This is a genomic window from Rhodobacter sp. Har01 (assembly GCF_020564565.1).
In the GTDB taxonomy this organism is placed as follows: Bacteria; Pseudomonadota; Alphaproteobacteria; order Rhodobacterales; family Rhodobacteraceae; genus Pseudogemmobacter.
On sequence record NZ_JAJCTD010000004.1, the window covers coordinates 189,503 to 207,629 of the forward strand.

The 18,127-nt window shown below is 69.7% G+C and carries 18 protein-coding genes; 5 read left to right on the forward strand and 13 right to left on the reverse strand.

Going from position 1 to position 18,127, the window contains the following annotated elements:
- The first annotated feature begins 3 nt into the window (after window positions 1-3).
- Genes LHP98_RS11640 through arsJ form a run of 3 tightly spaced genes read left to right on the forward strand, consistent with a single transcriptional unit; the run spans window position 4 to window position 3,107 of the window.
- Entirely contained in the window at window positions 4-852 is an 849-nt protein-coding gene (locus tag LHP98_RS11640; RefSeq protein ID WP_227252707.1) for a metalloregulator ArsR/SmtB family transcription factor, read from the forward strand.
- Window positions 853-855: 3 nt separating this feature from the next.
- Entirely contained in the window at window positions 856-1,863 is a 1,008-nt protein-coding gene (locus LHP98_RS11645; protein ID WP_227252708.1) for an ArsJ-associated glyceraldehyde-3-phosphate dehydrogenase, read from the forward strand.
- Complete coding sequence (arsJ, locus tag LHP98_RS11650; protein ID WP_227252709.1) at window positions 1,860-3,107, forward strand: organoarsenical effux MFS transporter ArsJ; 1,248 nt, start codon at window positions 1,860-1,862, stop codon at window positions 3,105-3,107. Before LHP98_RS11645 ends, arsJ begins: the two co-directional genes overlap by 4 nt.
- A 22-nt stretch (window positions 3,108-3,129) precedes the next feature.
- Here the strand turns inward: arsJ and LHP98_RS11655 are convergent, their stop codons facing one another.
- Genes LHP98_RS11655 through coxB form a run of 12 tightly spaced genes read right to left on the reverse strand, consistent with a single transcriptional unit; the run spans window position 3,130 to window position 13,481 of the window.
- On the reverse strand, window positions 3,130-4,551 hold the full coding sequence (locus tag LHP98_RS11655; protein WP_227252710.1) for an FAD-binding oxidoreductase: 1,422 nt from the start codon (window positions 4,549-4,551) through the stop codon (window positions 3,130-3,132).
- A 48-nt stretch (window positions 4,552-4,599) separates the two neighbouring features.
- The gene (locus tag LHP98_RS11660; protein WP_227252711.1) at window positions 4,600-5,406 is read right to left on the reverse strand and encodes an MBL fold metallo-hydrolase; all 807 of its coding nucleotides are present in this window, start codon (window positions 5,404-5,406) and stop codon (window positions 4,600-4,602) included.
- A gap of 40 nt (window positions 5,407-5,446) precedes the next feature.
- On the reverse strand, window positions 5,447-6,001 hold the full coding sequence (locus LHP98_RS11665; protein WP_227252712.1) for a DUF1697 domain-containing protein: 555 nt from the start codon (window positions 5,999-6,001) through the stop codon (window positions 5,447-5,449).
- Window positions 5,998-6,588 carry a GNAT family N-acetyltransferase gene (locus tag LHP98_RS11670; RefSeq protein ID WP_227252938.1) on the reverse strand — a complete coding sequence of 197 codons (591 nt, stop codon included), beginning with the start codon at window positions 6,586-6,588 and terminating at the stop codon, window positions 5,998-6,000. Before LHP98_RS11670 ends, LHP98_RS11665 begins: the two co-directional genes overlap by 4 nt.
- Window positions 6,588-7,847 carry a M16 family metallopeptidase gene (locus LHP98_RS11675; protein ID WP_227252713.1) on the reverse strand — a complete coding sequence of 420 codons (1,260 nt, stop codon included), beginning with the start codon at window positions 7,845-7,847 and terminating at the stop codon, window positions 6,588-6,590. Before LHP98_RS11675 ends, LHP98_RS11670 begins: the two co-directional genes overlap by 1 nt.
- The gene (gene thrC, locus LHP98_RS11680; RefSeq protein ID WP_227252714.1) at window positions 7,844-9,232 is read right to left on the reverse strand and encodes a threonine synthase; all 1,389 of its coding nucleotides are present in this window, start codon (window positions 9,230-9,232) and stop codon (window positions 7,844-7,846) included. Before thrC ends, LHP98_RS11675 begins: the two co-directional genes overlap by 4 nt.
- Before the next feature lie 11 nt (window positions 9,233-9,243).
- Complete coding sequence (locus LHP98_RS11685) at window positions 9,244-9,909, reverse strand: SURF1 family protein (protein WP_227252715.1); 666 nt, start codon at window positions 9,907-9,909, stop codon at window positions 9,244-9,246.
- A gap of 37 nt (window positions 9,910-9,946) precedes the next feature.
- Entirely contained in the window at window positions 9,947-10,786 is an 840-nt protein-coding gene (locus tag LHP98_RS11690) for a cytochrome c oxidase subunit 3 (protein WP_227252716.1), read from the reverse strand.
- A gap of 24 nt (window positions 10,787-10,810) precedes the next feature.
- Window positions 10,811-11,371 carry a cytochrome c oxidase assembly protein gene (locus LHP98_RS11695; protein WP_413687708.1) on the reverse strand — a complete coding sequence of 187 codons (561 nt, stop codon included), beginning with the start codon at window positions 11,369-11,371 and terminating at the stop codon, window positions 10,811-10,813.
- Entirely contained in the window at window positions 11,371-11,571 is a 201-nt protein-coding gene (locus LHP98_RS11700) for a hypothetical protein (RefSeq protein ID WP_227252717.1), read from the reverse strand. Before LHP98_RS11700 ends, LHP98_RS11695 begins: the two co-directional genes overlap by 1 nt.
- Window position 11,572: 1 nt before the next feature.
- Window positions 11,573-12,514: a heme o synthase gene (gene cyoE, locus LHP98_RS11705; protein WP_227252718.1), complete on the reverse strand. Its 942-nt coding sequence runs from the start codon at window positions 12,512-12,514 to the stop codon at window positions 11,573-11,575.
- Window positions 12,515-12,566: 52 nt separating this feature from the next.
- Window positions 12,567-13,481 carry a cytochrome c oxidase subunit II gene (gene coxB / locus LHP98_RS11710; protein WP_227252719.1) on the reverse strand — a complete coding sequence of 305 codons (915 nt, stop codon included), beginning with the start codon at window positions 13,479-13,481 and terminating at the stop codon, window positions 12,567-12,569.
- 359 nt (window positions 13,482-13,840) lie between these two features.
- On the opposite strand from coxB, the gene tldD reads away from it, so the two are divergent.
- Both tldD and LHP98_RS11720 read left to right on the forward strand, forming a co-directional pair.
- Entirely contained in the window at window positions 13,841-15,265 is a 1,425-nt protein-coding gene (tldD, locus tag LHP98_RS11715) for a metalloprotease TldD (RefSeq protein ID WP_227252720.1), read from the forward strand.
- A complete protein-coding gene (locus LHP98_RS11720) occupies window positions 15,262-15,678 on the forward strand; it encodes a hypothetical protein (protein ID WP_227252721.1) in 417 nt (138 codons plus the stop codon). Before tldD ends, LHP98_RS11720 begins: the two co-directional genes overlap by 4 nt.
- 112 nt (window positions 15,679-15,790) lie before the next feature.
- On the opposite strand, the gene LHP98_RS11725 is transcribed toward LHP98_RS11720, so the two are convergent.
- Complete coding sequence (locus LHP98_RS11725) at window positions 15,791-18,085, reverse strand: Tex family protein (RefSeq protein WP_319638944.1); 2,295 nt, start codon at window positions 18,083-18,085, stop codon at window positions 15,791-15,793.
- Between the last annotated feature and the right edge of the window lie 42 nt (window positions 18,086-18,127).

Consider the following 18,127-nt stretch of genomic DNA (forward strand, 5'->3'; position numbering starts at 1 on the left):
AATATGGAAAAATCAGACGCCAGCGCTGCCTTTGCCACCCTGGGCCACCCCGGCCGTCTGGCCGTGTTCCGCCTGCTGATGCGCTTTGCGCCGCGGGGCGTGCGGCCGACCGAGATCGCCACGGCGCTGGGGCTGAAGCAGAACACGCTGTCGCATCACCTGGCCGATCTGGCCGCATCGGGGCTGGTGCGGGCCGAACGGCAGGGCCGGTCGCTGTTCTACACCGCCGATCTTGACACGACCGAGGGGCTGATCGGCTACCTCGCGCTCGATGTCGGCCGGGCCAGGCCTGACTTGCTTGCCCCCCTCATCTCTGCCCGGAAGGAAACCGATCCCATGCGCGACACCGATTTCGACGTACTCTTCATCTGCTCGGGCAACTCGGCCCGGTCGATCTTTGCCGAGGCGCTGTTGCGCGATCTGGGCCGCGGCAAGTTCCAGGCCTTCTCGGCCGGCACCCGGCCCAACACCGACATGAACCCCTTCGCGCTGGAGGTGCTGCGCCGGAACGGCCATGACCTGACCGGCCTGCGGTCGAAACATGTCTCAGAGTTCCAGAAGCCGGGCGCGATCGTGATGGATTTCGTCTTCACCGTCTGCGACACCGCCGCGGCCGAGGAATGCCCGCCCTGGCCGGGCCAGCCGATCACCGGCCACTGGGGGCTGCCCGACCCGGTCAAGGCGACCGGCACCGATGCCGAAAAGGCGCTGGTCTTCGCCCAGACCTATGCCGCGCTGCGCCGCCGCATCGCCGCCTTCGTGGCGCTGCCGTTCGACTCGCTGAGCCGCATGTCCCTGCAGGCCCGGGTCGATGCCATCGGCGCGGATGCGACGTCGCAGGAAAAGGCCTGAGCCATGCCGCGCATCGCGATCAACGGTCTGGGCCGGATCGGAAAACTGGCGCTGCGCGACCTGGTCGACAGCGGCATCGGCGGCGAGATCGTGCTCTTGAACGACGCGGCCGGAGACCCCGCGCAGCACGCCCTGCTGATGGAGTTCGACAGCGTGCACGGCCGCTGGAAGACCCCTGTCGCGGCGGCCGAGGGTGCGCTGGTGCTGAACGGGCAACGCATCCGCCTGTGCCATGAAAAGGCCATCGAGGCCCTGCCGCTGGCCGAGATGGGCGTCGATCTGGTGATCGACTGCACCGGCGTGTTCAAGACCGCCGCCAAGGTCGCGCCCTATTATGCGGCCGGGGTAAGGAAGGTCGTCGTCAGCGCTCCGGTCAAGGACGGCGGCGCGCTGAACCTGGTCTACGGGGTGAACCACGGGCTTTATGACGGCAGTCAGGCGCTGGTCACCGCGGCCAGTTGCACCACCAATTGCCTCGCGCCGGTGGTGAAGGTCATCCACGAAGGCATCGGCATCCGCCACGGGTCGATCACCACCATCCATGACGTGACCAATACCCAGATCCTCGTGGACCGCCCGGCCAAGGACATGCGCCGTGCCCGGTCGGCGCTGTTGAACCTGATCCCCACCACCACCGGCAGCGCCACCGCGATCACCCTGATCTACCCCGAACTCAAGGGCCGGCTGAACGGCCACGCCGTCCGGGTGCCGCTGTTGAACGCCTCGCTGACCGATTGCGTGTTCGAGGTGGAACGCCCGACGACAGCCGAGGAGGTGAACGCCCTGTTCCAGGCCGCCGCCGATGGCCCGCTGTCCGGAATCCTGGGCTATGAGACGCGCGAACTGGTGTCGTCCGACTTCACCAACGACCCCCGCTCGGCCATCATCGACGCCGCCTCGACCATGGTGGTGAACGGGACGCAGGTGAAGATCTACGCCTGGTACGACAACGAATGGGGCTATGCCTGCCGCCTGGCCGACATCGCCCGCATGGTGGCGGGGACGATGTGACGGCGCCGAACCCCCTGCGCGCCTATGCGGCCGTGACGGCGGCCTACTGGGCCTTCATGGCCACCGACGGCGCGCTGCGCATGCTGGTGCTGCTGCACTTCAACGCGCTCGGCTTTTCGCCGGTGCTACTGGCCTGGCTGTTCCTGTTGTACGAGCTGGCCGGCATCGCCACCAATCTTGCCGCCGGCTGGCTGGCCGCCCGCTTCGGCCTTGCGGCCACGCTGTACGGCGGGCTGGCCCTGCAGGTCGCCGCGCTGGTCGCGCTGGCACAGCTTGACCCGGCCTGGGCCATTCCGACGTCGGTCGCCTTCGTGATGGCGGTCCAGGGCGTCTCGGGCGTGGCCAAGGACCTGGCCAAGATGTCGTCGAAGTCGGCCGTCAAGCTGCTGGCGTCGACCGAGACCGGCGGCCTGTTCCGCTGGGTCGCCCTGCTGACCGGGTCGAAGAACGCGGTCAAGGGCCTGGGCTTCTTTCTGGGCGCGGCGCTGCTGGCGCTGGCCGGCTTCAAGGCCGCCGTCTGGGGCATGGCCGGGGTGCTGGCGCTGGTCCTGATCGGGGTGGTGCTGTTCCTGCCCGCGGGCCTGCCGGGGCGGATCAAGGCCGAAGAGGCCTGGGGGGGCTGGCGGTCGCGCGACCCGCGCGTGAATCGGCTGAGCCTGGCCCGGATGTTCCTGTTCGGCGCCCGCGACGTGTGGTTCGTCGTGGGCATTCCGGTGTATTTCCAGGCGGTGCTGTCGGACGGCACGCCCGAGGGCCGGCGCGCGGCCTTCTTCCTGATCGGCGGCTTCCTGGCCTTGTGGATCATCGCCTATGGCGCCGTGCAGGCCGCCGCGCCGCGGCTGCTGGGCGCCAGGGGCCAGCCCGAGGCCGCGACGGTCCGCAAGGCGATCCGCTGGGCGGGCCTGCTGGTCCCGATTCCCTTCGCGCTGGCCCTGGCGGCCTGGCTGGCCGAAGGCCCCGCCCCCTGGCTGACGGCGACGCTGGTCGCGGGCCTGCTGCTTTTCGGCTTTGTCTTCGCGGTGAATTCCTCGGTGCATTCCTATCTGATCCTGGCCTTTGGCGATGCCGGACGGATCACCCGCGACGTCGGCTTCTACTACATGGCCAACGCCGCCGGGCGGCTGATCGGAACGCTGCTGTCCGGCCTCAGCTATCAGGCCGGTGGCCTGCCGCTGTGCCTGGTCACCGCCGGCGTCATGGCCGCGCTGTCCTGGGTCGCGGCCCGAAGGCTGCAGGCCGGCTGACGACCCGGCCGGGGCTGCCGGTTCAGGCGGGCCGGCCGGACAGCACCGCGCCCGGGTTCAGGATGCCGGCGGGATCCAGCGCCCGTTTCAGCCCGCGCATCGCGGCCAGCCGGGCCGGGTCGCCGTAGCGGTCCAGATCGGCCGTCTTCAGCCGCCCGACGCCATGTTCGGCCGAAACGCTGCCACCTGCCGCATGCACAAGGTCGTGAATCAGGCGCTTCACCGGCTCTCGCAGGGGGTCATCATCGGCGCGGCTGCGGCCCGCGGCGCGGAAGACATTGTAGTGCAGGTTGCCGTCGCCGAGGTGGCCAAAGCAGTTGATCCGCAGATCGCCCAGCGCGGCGATCCGCTCGCCCGCCTCGGCGATGAAGCCGGGGATCGCGCCCAGGGGCAGCGAGATGTCGTGCGACGACACCGCTCCGATGCGGCGGTTGGCTTCGGGGATCGCCTCGCGCAGCGCCCAGAGCATTTCCGCCTGGGCCGCGCTGGCGGCGATGACGCCGTCGGTCACCAGGCCCGCCTCGGCGGCTTCTTCGTAGACCGAGGCCATGGTCGCCTCGGGGTCCATCGCCGAGGGCAGGCCGAATTCGACCAGCACGCACCAGTCGGGGGCCTGGGGGAAGGGCATCCGCACCTCGGGGCCGACTTCGGCCAGGAAGCTGAATCCCATCCTGGCGATCAGTTCGAAGGCCGTCACCAGGCCGCCCAGCCGCATCTCGCACAGCCGCAGAAAGCGCTGCGCGGCCGCCGGCGAGGGCACCACCAGCAGCGCCACGACCCGGGCGGCGGGGCACGGGAAAAGGCGCAGGCTGGCCGCGGTCAGCACGCCCAGAGTGCCCTCGGACCCGATCAGCAGGTGGCGCAGGTCATAGCCGGTATTGTCTTTGCGCAGCCGGCTGAGGCCCTGCAGCACCGAGCCGTCGGCCAGCACCGCCTCGACCCCCAGGCAGAGGTCGCGCGCGTTGCCGTAGCGCAAGACGGCGGTGCCGCCGGCGTTGGTGGCCAGATTGCCGCCGATCGTCGCGGTGCCCTCGCTGGCCAGCGACAAGGGGAACAGCCGGCCCGCGGCTTCGGCTGCCGCCTGCACCGAGGCCAGCGTCATGCCGGCTTCGACCGCGATCACGTTCTCGTCCGGCCAGAGGCCGCGCAGGGCCGTCATGCGTTCCAGCGACAGCACCAGAGGCAGCGGGCCCGAGGGCATCACCTGGCCGCCGACCAGCCCGGTGCCGCCGCCCCAGGGCACGATGCCGACCCGCGCCGCGGCACAGGCGCGGACGATCTCGGCCACCTCTTCGGTGCGGCGCGGGCAGGCCACAGCCCCGGCCCTGCCCGGCCAGCGGCCGCGCGGTTCGGTCAGGTGGCGCGGCTCGGGCGGGCGGAGGGTGCCTTCGGGCAGGCGCTGGCCCAGGGCCGCAAGGAAGGCGTCGTCGCAGGGATTCAGCATCGGGGGACTCCGGGTTCGCCCGCCCCCGTGCTAGCGCGGCCCGCCCGGTCAGTCCAGCCAGCGCGGGGTCAGGACCAGGATCGTCGGTTCCGCCGGCAGATCGGCGCGGGCGAAGGTCATCTCGTTCAGCCCGGTCTCGACCACCTCGAATTCGCTCTCCATCTCGGTCAGGAACTGCGCCAGCGAGGCGCCGGAGAACCAGTGCATCGGGATCACCACCCGCGCCTTGAGCCGCCGCACGACGCCGGCCATATCCTCAAGCCGCAGGGTATAGCCGCCGTCCACCGGCACCATCACGATGTCCATCCGGCCAAGTGCGGCATACTGCGCGTCGGACGGAATCTGATGCAGGTGGCCGAGGTGGCCGATGCACAGCCCTGCCGCCTCGAACACGAAGATCGAGTTGCCGTTGGCCCGCGCGCCTTCGCCGAACGGGCCGCGGGTGTCGGTGGTGACGTTGCGCACCAGCATGCCGCCCAGGTCCAGCCGGTGTTCGACCGGTTGGCCAGCCGAGGGCCAGCCGGTCAGCACATGCGGGATGCGCGGGTCGGGGTCGGCGGTCCAGTGGGTGGAATGGGCGTTGTTCATCGTCACCACGTCGGGCACCACGTCCGCCGTGCCCAGGTATCCGGTGTAATCCGTTACCGCCACCGTGCCGTCGTCGGCCAGAATCGCGAAGCTGGCATGGTTCAGGTAGCGGATCAGAACCTGGTCCTTCTCCACCGCCGCGAAATCGGCCCGCATCACCGTCTCTGGCCCCTGCGCCAGCGCGATGCAATGCGACGGCAGGCGGTCCTGTGCCCAGGCGGGCGCGGCGAGCACCAGCAGCAGCAGCGGCAGGAGGGGTCGGGACATGGCAGCCTCCGGGGTTCGCCTCCGGAAAGGATAGCCCGCCTCAGCCGCCCGTCCCTTCACGCCTGCGCGAGCGCAGCAGCAGCGCCAGCGCCGCCACCGTCTTCAGGTTGCGTGCCGTCTGCGGCCCCTTCAGCGCCCGCGGCAAGGCTTCGGCCACTTTCGACGTGCCCATCCCGCCGGGCGTGTGCAGCAGCAGCAGCCTCGGCCGCAGCACCCAGGCCTCGTCCTTGCGGACGGCCTGAAGCCGGGCCTCGTCGAAGGCTGGCGCCGTTTCGGCCAGGAAGACCGCGTGGATCCGGGCCGGGTCCGCCGCCGGCCCGAAGGGGTGGTCCAGCGCGGCCTCCAGGTCGGGCAGGCGGCGCAGGAACACCTCGGGCGCGAAGCCGAAGCCCGCCTCGATCGCCCCCCGGATCGCCGGCCCCAGTGCCGAATCCTGGGGCCCGCCCTCGAAGACGGCATTGCCCGACTGGATGAAGGTTTCCACGCGGCGCAGCCCCAGCCCCTCCAGCAGCGCGCGGAACGGCGCCATCGGCAGCCGGTTGCGGCCCGAGACGTTGACGCCCCGCAGCAGCACGGCCCGCGGCGCGCCGGTCATGCCGGCCCCACCTCGGTGCGGCCGCGGCGGTCGGCGCGCAGGCAGGCGTACAGCACGTGGTTGCGCCAGCGGCCCGAGATCTGCAGGTAGCTTTGCGCGACGCCTTCATACTTGAAGCCGGTCTTTTCCAGCACCCCGCGCGAGGCGGCGTTTTCCGGCAGGCAGGCGGCCTCGATCCGGCTGAGGTCCAGCCGGGTGAAGGCGTGGTGAACCACCGCCAGAATCGCCTCGCGCATGTAGCCCTGGCGGGCGTGGCGCTGGCCCACCCAATAGCCCAGCGTGCCGGCCTGCGAGGGGCCACGGCGGACGTTGTCCAGCGTGATCGCGCCCAACAGCGCCTGATCGTCGCGCCGGATCATCATCAAGGGCAAGGCAGTGCCCTGGGTTTCGGCCCGCTGCGCCCAGTAGACCCGGTTGGTGAAGGCCTTGCGCGACAGGTGGTCGTGGCTCCAGACCGGCTCCCACGGCATCAGGAAGGCCGAACTCTCCTGGCGCAGGCTGCTCCAGGCGGGCCAGTCGGCATGCGCGGGCAGCCGCAGGGTCATGCGCTCGGTCTCGATCCTGACCCGTCGCCGCAGCCCCAGCATCACGCCGACAGCGCCTCCCGGATTGCCTCCACGCCCGGAGCCTGTTCGACCGGGCCATAGACGGCCAGTGCGGCACCGGCGCCCAGCACATGGCCACCCCAGTCGCGCACGCCTTGCAGGCTGACCGCGTCGATCCGCGCCACCGCCTCGTCCAGGTCGGGCACCCGGCCCCAGATCGACAAGAGCCGCGCGTTGCGTTCGGCCCGCGACGAGGGGCTTTCCAGCCCCATCAGCATGCCGGCCTTGATCTGCGCCTTGGCCCGGTTCACCTCGGCCTCGCTCATGTCGTCGGCCGAGCGTTTCACCTCGGCCACCGTCAGGTCGGTCAGATCGCCGATCTCTTCGCCGCTGGTGCCGGCGTAGATGGTGATATGGCCGGTGTCGTCATAGGCGGCACTCTGGGCATAGATCGTGTAGCACAGGCCGCGGTCCTCGCGGATCTTCTGGAACAGCCGGCTGGACATGCCGCCGCCCATCGCCATCGACCAGACCTGCGCGGTATAGACCAGCGGGTCGCGGTAATTCGGCGCCTCAAGGTTCAGCGCGAAGTGGGCCTGCTCCAGGTCCTTCACCTCGCGCCGTTCGCCGGTCAGGAAGCGGGCGGGCTCGGTACTGACCTGGCCCACCGGAGGCAGGTGGCCGAAGATCGCCTCGGCCTGCGCCACCACCGCGTCATGGTCGATGCCGCCGGCGGCCGACAGGATCATCCGGTCCGGCCCGTAGTGCCGCCCCACGAAGGCGCGGAAATCCCTGGCGCCGAACGACGACACCCGCTCTTCCGGCCCCAGGATGGTGCGGCCGAAGGCCTGGCCGGGGTAGGTGGTTTCGTGCAGCCAGTCGAAGATGATGTCGTCCGGCGTATCGGCCGCCTGGCCGATTTCCTGCAGGATGACGTGGCGCTCGGTCTCGATGTCCGAGGGCGTGAACAGCGGGTTCAGCACGATGTCGCTGATCACGTCCAGCGCCCGGGCCACGTCGGCCGACAGGCAGCGGGCGTAGTAGGCGGTCATCTCGCGGCTGGTATAGGCGTTGATGTAGCCGCCGACATCCTCGATCTCTTCGGCGATCTGCAGCGCGCTGCGCCGTTCGGTGCCCTTGAAGGCCATGTGTTCCAGGAAATGCGCGATGCCGTTCTCGGTGGGGCTTTCGTGCCGCCCGCCGGCGCCGACCCACAGCCCGATCGAGGCCGATTTCAGCCGCGGCATGTCTTCGGTGACGATGCGAAGGCCGTTGGAAAGCGTGTGCAGTTGCAGGGTCACAGCCCGGTCCTTTCAAGGATCAGGGTTTCAAGCGCGGTCAGGTCGTTCGGGACCAGGGTCATCCGTTCCGGCCGGTCGAACAGGCCGGCCATGTGCGGCGGCAGCGCGGGGCGAAGGCCGCTGGCGGCCTGCACCGCATCGGGGAACTTAGCGGGGTGCGCGGTGGCAAGGGTGACCATCGGGCTGGCGCCGAGGTGTTCCTCGGCCACCTTCACCGCCACGGCCGAATGCGGGCAGAGGAGTTCGCCGGTCGCCGCCAAGGTGCGGGCGATGGTGGCGCGGGTCTCATCCTCCGAACAGCGGCCCGAGTCCAGCACCGCCCGCAAGGCGGCCAGCGCCGGGGCGGGAAGGGTGAAACCGCCGGACTGCTTCAGCCCCGCCATCAGCGCCGTCACCGCCGCGCCGTCGCCGCCCAGGGCCAGGAACAGCGCGCGTTCGAAGTTCGAGCTGACCTGGATGTCCATCGACGGGCTGATCGAGGGCTTGACGCCGTCGGTCCGGTATTCGCCGGTGGTCATCGCCCGGTGCAAGATGTCGTTCTGGTTGGTGGCGATCACCAGACGGTCGATGGGCAGGCCCATCAGCCGCGCGATGTAGCCTGCAAAGACGTCGCCGAAGTTCCCCGTGGGCACGGTGAAGCTGACGCTGCGGTGCGGCGCGCCCAGGGCGGTGGCGGCGGTGAAGTAATACACCACCTGCGCCAGCACGCGGGCCCAGTTGATGCTGTTCACCCCGGCCAGCCGCACCCGATCACGGAAGGCGAAGTCGTTGAACATGTCCTTCAGCCGCGCCTGCGCGTCGTCGAAATCGCCGTCGATGGCCAGGGCATGCACATTGGCCTCGACCGGAGTGGTCATCTGCCGGCGCTGCACGTCGCTGACCCGGCCCTGCGGGAACAGGATGAACACATCCACGTTGGCAAGGCCGCGGAACGCCTCGATCGCCGCGCTGCCGGTGTCGCCGCTGGTGGCGCCCACGATGGTGATCCGCTCGCCCGACTTCGCCAGCGCCGCCTGCATCATCTGGCCGATGATCTGCATGGCGAAATCCTTGAACGCCAGCGTCGGGCCGTGGAACAGCTCCAGAAGGAAATGGTTAGCCGAAAGCTGAACCATCGGCGCCCGGGCGGCGTGGTCAAAGCCGCGATAGGCCGCCGCGATCAGGCCGCGGAATTCGTCATCGGCGAAGAACCCGCCCAGGAACGGCCGCATCACCCGGAAGGCCACCTCTTCATAGGGCAGTCCCGCCAGCGCGGCGATCTCATCCGCTGTCATCACCGGCACGGTTTCGGGGACATACAACCCCCCGTCCCGCGCCAGCCCCGTCATCATTGCCGCACCGAAGCCCAGGGCAGGCGCCTGCCCCCGGGTCGAGATGTAATTCATGCTCTCCGCCCTCAAGCCTTTGGGCGTCTGATACGCCACAGAAACGCCAGTGTCATCAGGGACCAGACAGCCGCAAGCCCGAACCAGGTCAGGGCGTATTGCAGGTGGTCGTTGCGGAAGGCGGCGGTGGCGGGCTGGGGGGTGATGCCGTCGCCCGTGTCAGACCGCGCGACCAGTTGCACCGGTTCGGTCTTCAGCGCCGCCGAGATGCCGGGCAGGTCGCGGCTGAACCAGATCGCCCGTGCCGCATCGTAGGGCGGGGTCGAGGCGGTCATGTCGTCGGGCCAGACCAGGTTGCCGGTCACCTCGGCCGGATGGCCGGGCCGGTCGGTGGTCCGCGCGGTTTCGGGGACATAGCCGCGATCCACCAGGATGCGGCGGCCTTCGGCCGTCTCGAACGCCGCGATCACCCGGAACCCCGGCCCCATCGACAGGGTCGAAGCCAGCACATGCGCCTCTTGCCCGGTGAAGCGCCCGGCCACCTGAACCGGGCGGTAGTTGTCGGCCTTGGGGTCCGGCGATGCGGGCAGCGCGACCGGCGCGGCCTGCATCATCGCCGAGGCCTCGGCGATGATCGCCTCTTTCCAGTCAAGCCGGCGCAATTGCCAAAAGCCCAGCGCCAACAGGACCGAGACCCCCAGCACCCCGACGATCAGGAAGAACAGCACCTGGCGCATTGCGAGCGGCCCCCAACCCCGCAGGGCCGCAGCAGAGTCAGCCCTGGCCCCAGACGTAGACGGCGCAGAACAGGAACAGCCAGACCACATCGACGAAGTGCCAGTACCACGCCGCCGTCTCGAAGCCCACATGGTGTTCGGGGGTGAAATGGCCGCGCATCGCGCGGACCAGGCAGACGGTCAGGAAGATCGTGCCGATGATGACATGCGCGCCGTGGAAGCCGGTGGCCATGAAGAACGAGGCGCCATAGATGTTGTCGCGGAAGCCGAAGGCGGCGTGGCTGTATTCGTAGGCCTGCAGAAGGGTGAAGCAGACGCCCAGCACGATGCCGACCGCCAGCCCGGTGATCAGGTCGCGGCGGTTGTTTTCATGCACCAGCGCGTGGTGCGCCCAGGTCACCGCACAGCCCGACAGCAACAGCACCAGGGTGTTGATCAAGGGCAGGTGCCAGGGGTCGAAGGTCTGCACCGCCAGCCCGTCCACCACGGGTGGCCAGACGCCATCGACCCAGGGGCTTTCCGGCCCCATCGGATACATCCGGTGCTTGAAGAAGGTCCAGAACCAGGCCAGGAAGAACATCACTTCCGACATGATGAACAGGATGAAGCCGTAGCGCAGGCCCAGCCGCACCACCGGCGTGTGGTCGCTGCCCTGGCCTTCGTGCACCACCTCGGACCACCAGGCGAACATCACATAGGCCACCAGCACCAGCCCGATCAGAAAGATGAAGGGCTGGCTCAGCGGGCTGTCCGCGCCGACGTTGGGCGAAATCATCAGCACCAGGCCGAACAGCATGACGAAGGCCCCGACCGCGCCCGCGAAGGGCAGGATCGACGGCGGCAACACGTGGTAGTCGTGGTTCTTGGCGTGGGCCATGGCGGGCTCCGGTTCCCTTTGGTCTCAGTTCGTTGCGGCCTGCACGGCGGGCAGGTCGGCCAGATGGAAGGTGTAGCCCAAGGTGATCGCCTCGACGCCCTGCGCGTCGGGGTCATCGGCCAGGCCGGGGTCGATGTAGAAGCTGACCGGCATCTGCACCCGCTCGCCGGGTTGCAGCACCTGCAGTTCGAAGCAGAAACAGGCGACCTTGGTGAAGTATCCCCCCACCATGTCGGGCGCGACATTGTAGGTCGCCTGCCCCGCCACCGGCTTGTCGGTCGGGTTCCAGGCCTCGAAGAAGGCCAACCCGGTTTCGCCGATGCGGATTTCCATCTCGGGCACCACCGGGCGGAATTCCCAGGGCATCCCCTCGCCGCGCGAGGCGTCGAAGCGCACGGTCATCACCCGGTCCAGCACCGGGCCGGGCGCTGCCGCCGCAACCGAGGTGGTGCCGCCGTAGCCGGTGACCTTGCAGAACCAGTCGTAGAAGGGCGGGATCGCCACCACCGTGACAAAGGCCAGAACCGAGGCCCCTGCGGCCATCGCCGCCGCCTGCCGACCCGGGGTGGAGAGCGGCCCGCGCATCAACCGCCCGACCCCTGTTCCGCGGCCGGCAGCATCTCTGGGCGGAGGCTGTGGTCGAAGCCCTGCATCGGGTCGCCGCGCTGCACCTTGACCAGGGTCAGCGCGAAGACCAGCACGACGAAGGCCGCCAGCGACAGCGCCACGCCCAGGTTGCGGCCAAAGCGGCGGGCGTGCAGTTCGTGCGTGGGCGTCAGCGCCATGTCACCAGCCTCCCAGGCCATAGGGTTTCAGCGCCGCCTCGGCCAGGAAGGCGCCGAAGTGCAGGAACAGATACAACAGCGAGAACCGGAAGAAGGCCTTTTCCACCGCATACTTGTCGGCCTCGGCCGCGGCCTCGTCGCGGCGCCGGATGCGCCAGGCGCCCAGCACGAACCACAGGTTCAGCCCCGCCGCCACCGCCAGCGTCAGCGGCCCGCCGATCGGCGTCAGCGCCGCCCAGACCGAGACCGGAACCAGCAGCAGCGTATAGGCCAGCACATGCGCCCGCGTCGCCTTGCGGCCGTGCGTCACCGTCAGCATGGGCACGCCGGCGGCGTGGTAGTCTTCCTTCATGAACAGCGCCAGCGCCCAGAAATGCGGTGGCGTCCACATGAAGATCAGCGCGAACATCAGGCCGGCCTCGACCGAGACGCTGCCGGTCGCCGCCACCCAGCCGATCATCGGCGGAAACGCCCCGGCCGCGCCGCCGATCACGATGTTCTGCGGTGTGCTGCGCTTGAGCCAGATCGAATAGACCACGGCGTAGAAGAAGATGGTAAAGGCCAGCAGACCCGCCGCCGCCAGGTTCGTCGCCAGCCCCAGCATGACCACGCTGATCCCCGACAGCGCCAGGCCGATACCCAGCGCCTCGCCCGGCTGGACCCGGCCCGCGGGCACCGGCCGGTTGCGGGTGCGCCGCATTCTGGCGTCGATGTCGGCATCCCACCACATGTTCAAGGCACCGCTGGCGCCCGCGCCCAGCGCGATGAACAGGATCGCCGCGACCACCTCGACCGGGTGCAGGCTGACCGGAGCCACCAGCAGCCCCACCAGGGCGGTGAACACCACCAGCGACATCACCCGCGGCTTCAACAGCTGCACATAGTCGCCGAAACCCGCTTCCGGCGCGGCGGCCCTGGCCTCGAATGCCCCGATGTCGCTCATCCTGCTCCTCCCCGCCACGACCCTGCGCCCGGGTCCGGGCGCGCGGTCTGCGTCACTCGTTCGCCGCGACTTCGACCGGCGCTTCTGCGCGCGGCGCCGCTGCCAGCACCACGTCGCCGGTCTTGGCCTGCGCGACCCAGGCGGCATAGGCGGCCTCGGAGACCACCTTGACGGTGATCGGCATGTAGGCGTGGTCCTTGCCGCACAATTCGCTGCACTGGCCGAAGTAGACGCCTTCCGCATCGGCCTTGAACCAGACCAGCGCAATCCGGCCCGGCACCGCGTCCTGCATCACCCCGAAGGCCGGGATCTTCCAGGAATGGATCACGTCCACCGCAGTCACCTGCAGCACCACCGTCTTGCCCACCGGCACCACCATCGCCGTGTCGGTCGCCAGCAGGAAATGCTGCGGCCCGTAGCCGGCCGCCTCAAGTTCGGCCTTGACCGCCGGGGTCATCCGGGCATCGCCGCCCAGGTTCAGCCCGCCGATCATGTAGCTGTCAAAGCTTTCGATGCCCTCGTTCGGGTATTCGTAGCTCCAGTACCACTGGCTGCCGGTGACCTTGATCACCACGTCGCCCTTGGGAAATTCCTGCTGGTTGAACAGTGCCGGCAGCGAGAAGAAGCCGATGAAGATCAGGATGATGACCGGGATCACCGTCCAGGCGACTTCCAGCGGCGCGTTGTGGGTGAACGCCTTCGGAGTGGGGTTCGCCCGGCTGTTGTAGCGCAGGATCACATACAAGAGCAGCGCGGTGACGAAGACCACGGTGGCGCCGATGATCCACAGGATCATCGCATCCAGCCACTGCTGCTCGACCGCGATCGAAGACGAGGCCGGCTGAAAGCCCAGCTTGCCCGCCACCGGCTGGCCGATCACCTCAAGCGTCTGCGCAAAGGCCGTTCCCGACCAGAGCGCGGCCGTCGCGGCCAGCGCTGCTTGCTTCAATGTCGTCAACGCGCGCATGTGTTCTTCCCGATCTGAAACGCGGATTGCTGCCGCTTGTTCCGGACGCTTCGGCCAAGGCAGGGACGAGGGGTCCGGTCGTTTCAGCTTCGTTCAAACCACATCGCCGCTGGGCCGACAAGAAAAACCTGCTTCTACGACTTACGATTTGATCTGGGTCAACGACTTTTCCATGCGCCCGAAACGGCGCATCCGTCCCGACTGCGATTCCTGAATCGGCGGGGCTTTCGCCATGGCAAGGGCTTCGCCTTCCTTACCGCAAGAACCCTGTATCTGCACCAAATCTTTTAGCGCCGCTTGCGGCCTTCCGGAGGTCGCCCTAGGTTTCCCGGATGCCGCAGCCGCGAAAGGCCCCGCCGATGACCGACGCCCCCTTCCGCCCGTTCGAGACCCGCCTCGACGAAGCCGCGGCACTGGCCACGCTGCGGGCCGCCACCGCGGGGGCCGAGGATGGCGAGCTGTTCCTCGAGCGCAACCGCGGCGAAAGCCTGGTGCTGGACGACGGTCGCATCCGCAATGCCTCATACGATGCCTCGGAAGGCTTCGGCCTGCGCGCGGTCAAGGGCGAGGTGGCGGGCTACGCCCATTCCACCGAGATCAGCGAAACCGCGCTGCGCCGGGCGGCCGAGACCACCCGGCTGGCAGTGGGCGACGGCGGCGGCGTGCTGGCGCCCCCGCCGCCCGGCACCAACCGGCGCCTCTACGGCAGCGCCGATCCGATGGACGATGCCCCCTTCGCGGGCAAGCTGGACGTGCTGAAGGACATCGACGCCTATGCCCGGGCCGCAGACCGCCGCGTGGTGCAGGTCAGCGCCTCGCTTGCCGCCTCGCTGCAAGAGGTCGAGATCCTTCGCCCCGAAGGCACAAGGCTTTCCGACACCCGCCCGATGGCCCGGCTGAACGTCTCGGTGATCGTCGAGGAAAACGGCCGGCGCGAGAGCGGCACCTGTGGCGGCGGCGGGCGGCACGGTCTGGCGGGGCTGCTGGACCCCGCCCGCTGGAAGCCGATGGTGGACGAGGCGCTGCGCATCGCCCGGGTGAACCTGGGCGCCGAACCCGCCCCGGCCGGGGTTCTGGACGTGGTGCTTGGTCCCGGCTGGCCCGGCATCCTGCTGCACGAGGCCATTGGCCACGGGTTGGAAGGCGACTTCAACCGCAAGGGCACCTCGGCCTTTGCCGGGCTGATGGGGCAGCGCATTGCCGCGCCGGGGGTGACGGTGCTGGACGACGGCACCCTTCCCGACCGCCGCGGCAGCCTGACCATCGACGACGAAGGCACGCCCTCGGGCCGCAATGTGCTGATCGAGGACGGCATCCTTGTGGGCTTCATGCAGGACCGCCAGAATGCCCGGCTGATGGGCGTGGCGCCCACCGGCAACGGCCGCCGCGAAAGCTATGCCCATATCCCGATGCCGCGGATGACCAACACCTACATGCTGGCCGGCCCGGACGACCCTGCCGGCATTGTGGCCGACCTGAAGGACGGCATCTGGGCCACGGGCTTCGGTGGCGGGCAGGTGGACATCACCAACGGCAAGTTCGTGTTCTCCTGCACCGAGGCCTACCGGGTGCGCAATGGCGTGGTGGGCGAGGCGCTGAAAGGCGCCACGCTGATCGGCGACGGTGCCACCGCGCTGCGCCAGATCCGCGCCATCGGCAACGACATGCAGCTGGACCCGGGGCTTGGCAACTGCGGCAAGGCCGGCCAATGGGTGCCGGTCGGGGTGGGCCAGCCGACGCTCTTGATCGGCGGCCTGACGGTCGGCGGGCAGCGGGCGGCATGAGCCTTCTCGCGTCCGCCCCCGGTGGCCTCGCCGTGACCGGCTGGAGGACCCTTGCCGCCGTCAGCGCCGGCTTCTGCCTGGCCCCGGCGGTGCTGGGCGCGCTTGGCCTTGGTGCCGTGCTGCTGGCCGGCCCCGAGCGTCTGGGCGAGGCCTTCCTGCCGTGGCACTCGACCACTACCCTGGCTGCGCTTTCGCCGTTGGTCACCTGGCCGGTCTGGGCGGTGATCGGCGGCGGCGCCGGCTGGCTGATGCGCCGCGGGCGATACGGAGCCCTTCCGGCCCTCCTCCTCGGCGCCGCGGCCGGAGGCGCCGCAGGCGCCCTGATCGACCAGCCCCTCGGCGCCCCCCTGGGCGCGGTCCTGGCCACCTTTCACCGCTTCACCCTGGCGCTGCTGCGCCCGCTGGCCTTCTGACCCAGAGGCCGCCCCGCTTCGCCAGGGCCTTGACGGCCCCGTGGCCTTCATCTTGGCGGAAATACCCCGGGGGGAGGCGAAGCCGGGGGGCAGCGCCCCCCTCTTGCGGAAGCTACCGCCCGAACTTGCCCTTCAGCGCATCGGCAAAGGCGCCGCCGCCGCCCGAGGCCGGCCCAGCCTCCATCCGCGCCTTCGGCGGCGGCGGCTTGGCGCGGTCGTCGCGCGGCGCCGCCGAGGCGCCGCCGTCCTTGCGCAGGGTCAGGCCGATGCGCTTGCGCGCGGCGTCCACCTCGACCACCCGCACCTGCACCACATCGCCGGCCTTGACCACCTCATGCGGGTCCTTCACGAAACGGTCGGCCAGCTGGCTGACATGCACCAGCCCGTCCTGATGCACGCCGACATCGACAAAGGCGCCGAAGGCCGCGACGTTGGTCACCGTGCCTTCCAGCAGCATCCCCGGCCGCAGGTCCGAGAGGTCGTTGATGCCATCGGTGAAGGTCGCCGTCCGGAAGCTGGGGCGCGGGTCGCGGCCCGGTTTTTCCAGTTCGGCAAGGATGTCCTTGACGGTGGGCAGCCCGAAGCGGTCATCGACAAAGCGGCGCGGGTCCAGCACCTTGAGCGCCGCGCCGTCACCCATCAGCGCCCGGATGTCGCGCCCGCAGGCCGCGACGATCTTGCGCGCCAGGTCATAGGCCTCGGGGTGCACGGACGACGCATCCAGCGGTTCCTTGCCGCCCGAGATGCGCAGGAACCCCGCCGCCTGTTCGAACGCCTTCGGCCCCAGCCGCGAGACCTTGAGCAAGTCGCGCCGGGTGGCGAAGGGACCGTTGGCATCGCGATGCGCCACGATGGCCTCGGCCAGCCCCGGCCCCACCCCCGAGACCCGCGCCAGCAAGGGCGCGGAGGCGGTGTTGAGGTCCACGCCCACGGCGTTCACCGCATCCTCAACCACCGCATCCAGCGATTTCGCCAGGCGGTGCTGATCGACATCGTGCTGATACTGGCCGACGCCGATGCTTTTCGGCTCGATCTTCACCAGTTCGGCGAGGGGATCCTGCAGGCGCCGCGCGATGCTGACCGCGCCGCGCAAGCTGACGTCCAGATCGGGGAACTCGCGCGCCGCCAGTTCGCTGGCAGAGTAGACCGAGGCCCCGGCCTCGCTGACCACCACCTTGACCGGCTTTTCCGCGCCCGCGGGCAGAACCGCCAGCAGGTCGGCCACCATCTTCTCGGTCTCGCGGCTGGCGGTGCCGTTGCCGATGGCGATCAGCTTCACGCCGTGCTGCCCGATCAGCCGGGCGATGGCCACCTGCGCGCCCCGCAGGTCGTTCTTGGGCTGGAACGGATAGACCGTGTCGGTCGCCAGCACCTTGCCGGTGGCATCCACCACCGCCACCTTGACCCCCGTCCGGATGCCGGGATCAAGGCCCATCGTGGCCTTGCCCCCGGCCGGCGCCGCCAGCAGCAAGTCCTTGAGGTTGCGCGCGAAAACCCGGATCGCCTCGGCCTCGGCGGCCTCGCGCAGCTCGGCCATCAGGTCCAGCGTGAGGCTGGTCTTCAGCTTCACCCGCCAGGCCCAGGCCGCCGCGTCGCGCAGCCAGCGGTCCCCCGCACCGCCGCCGCCCGCCGCCAGCACCGCGCCACAAGCCCGCTCGGCCGGGCTTTCGCCGCGCGGGGCGTCGGGGTCGACCTCAAGGTCGAGCGACAGGATTTCCTCGTTGCGGCCGCGCAGCATGGCCAGCACCCGGTGCGACGGCGCCCCGGCGAAGGGTTCGGAATGCGCGAAGTAGTCCGAGAACTTGGCCCCCGCCTGTTCCTTTCCTTCGACCACCTTGGCCGACAGCCGGCCCACCTTGCGCATGTGGTCGCGCAGGCGGCCCAGCAGGGCCGCATCCTCGGCCAGCCCCTCGGCCAGGATGTCGCGCGCGCCTTCGAGGGCGGCCTTGGGGTCGGGGAAGCCTTCGGACAGGAAGCCTGCCGCCAACGAAGCCGGGTCGGCCGCCCGGTCGGCCAGGATGGCGTCGACCAGTGCCTGCAACCCCGCCTCGCGGGCGATCATCGCCTTGGTTCGGCGCTTGGGCTTGTAGGGCAGGTAGATGTCTTCCAGTTCGGCCTTGGTCTCGGCCTTGGCGATGGACAGCGCCAGCGCGTCGGTCATCTTGCCTTGCCCGCTGACCGATTCGGCAATCGCCGCGCGGCGCGCCTCAAGCTCTCGCAGGTAGCCCAGACGTTCCTCGAGCTTGCGCAACTGGGTGTCGTCCAGGCCCCCGGTCGCCTCCTTCCGGTAGCGCGCGATGAAGGGCACCGTGGCGCCGCCGTCCAGCAGCGCGACCGCCGCCGTCACCTGCGACGGATTGGCACCAATCTCGGCGGCGATGATCTGGGGGATGCGGGCCAGCGACATGGCGAATCTCCTGCAGGCTTGGGACCGCCGACCATAGCCGCG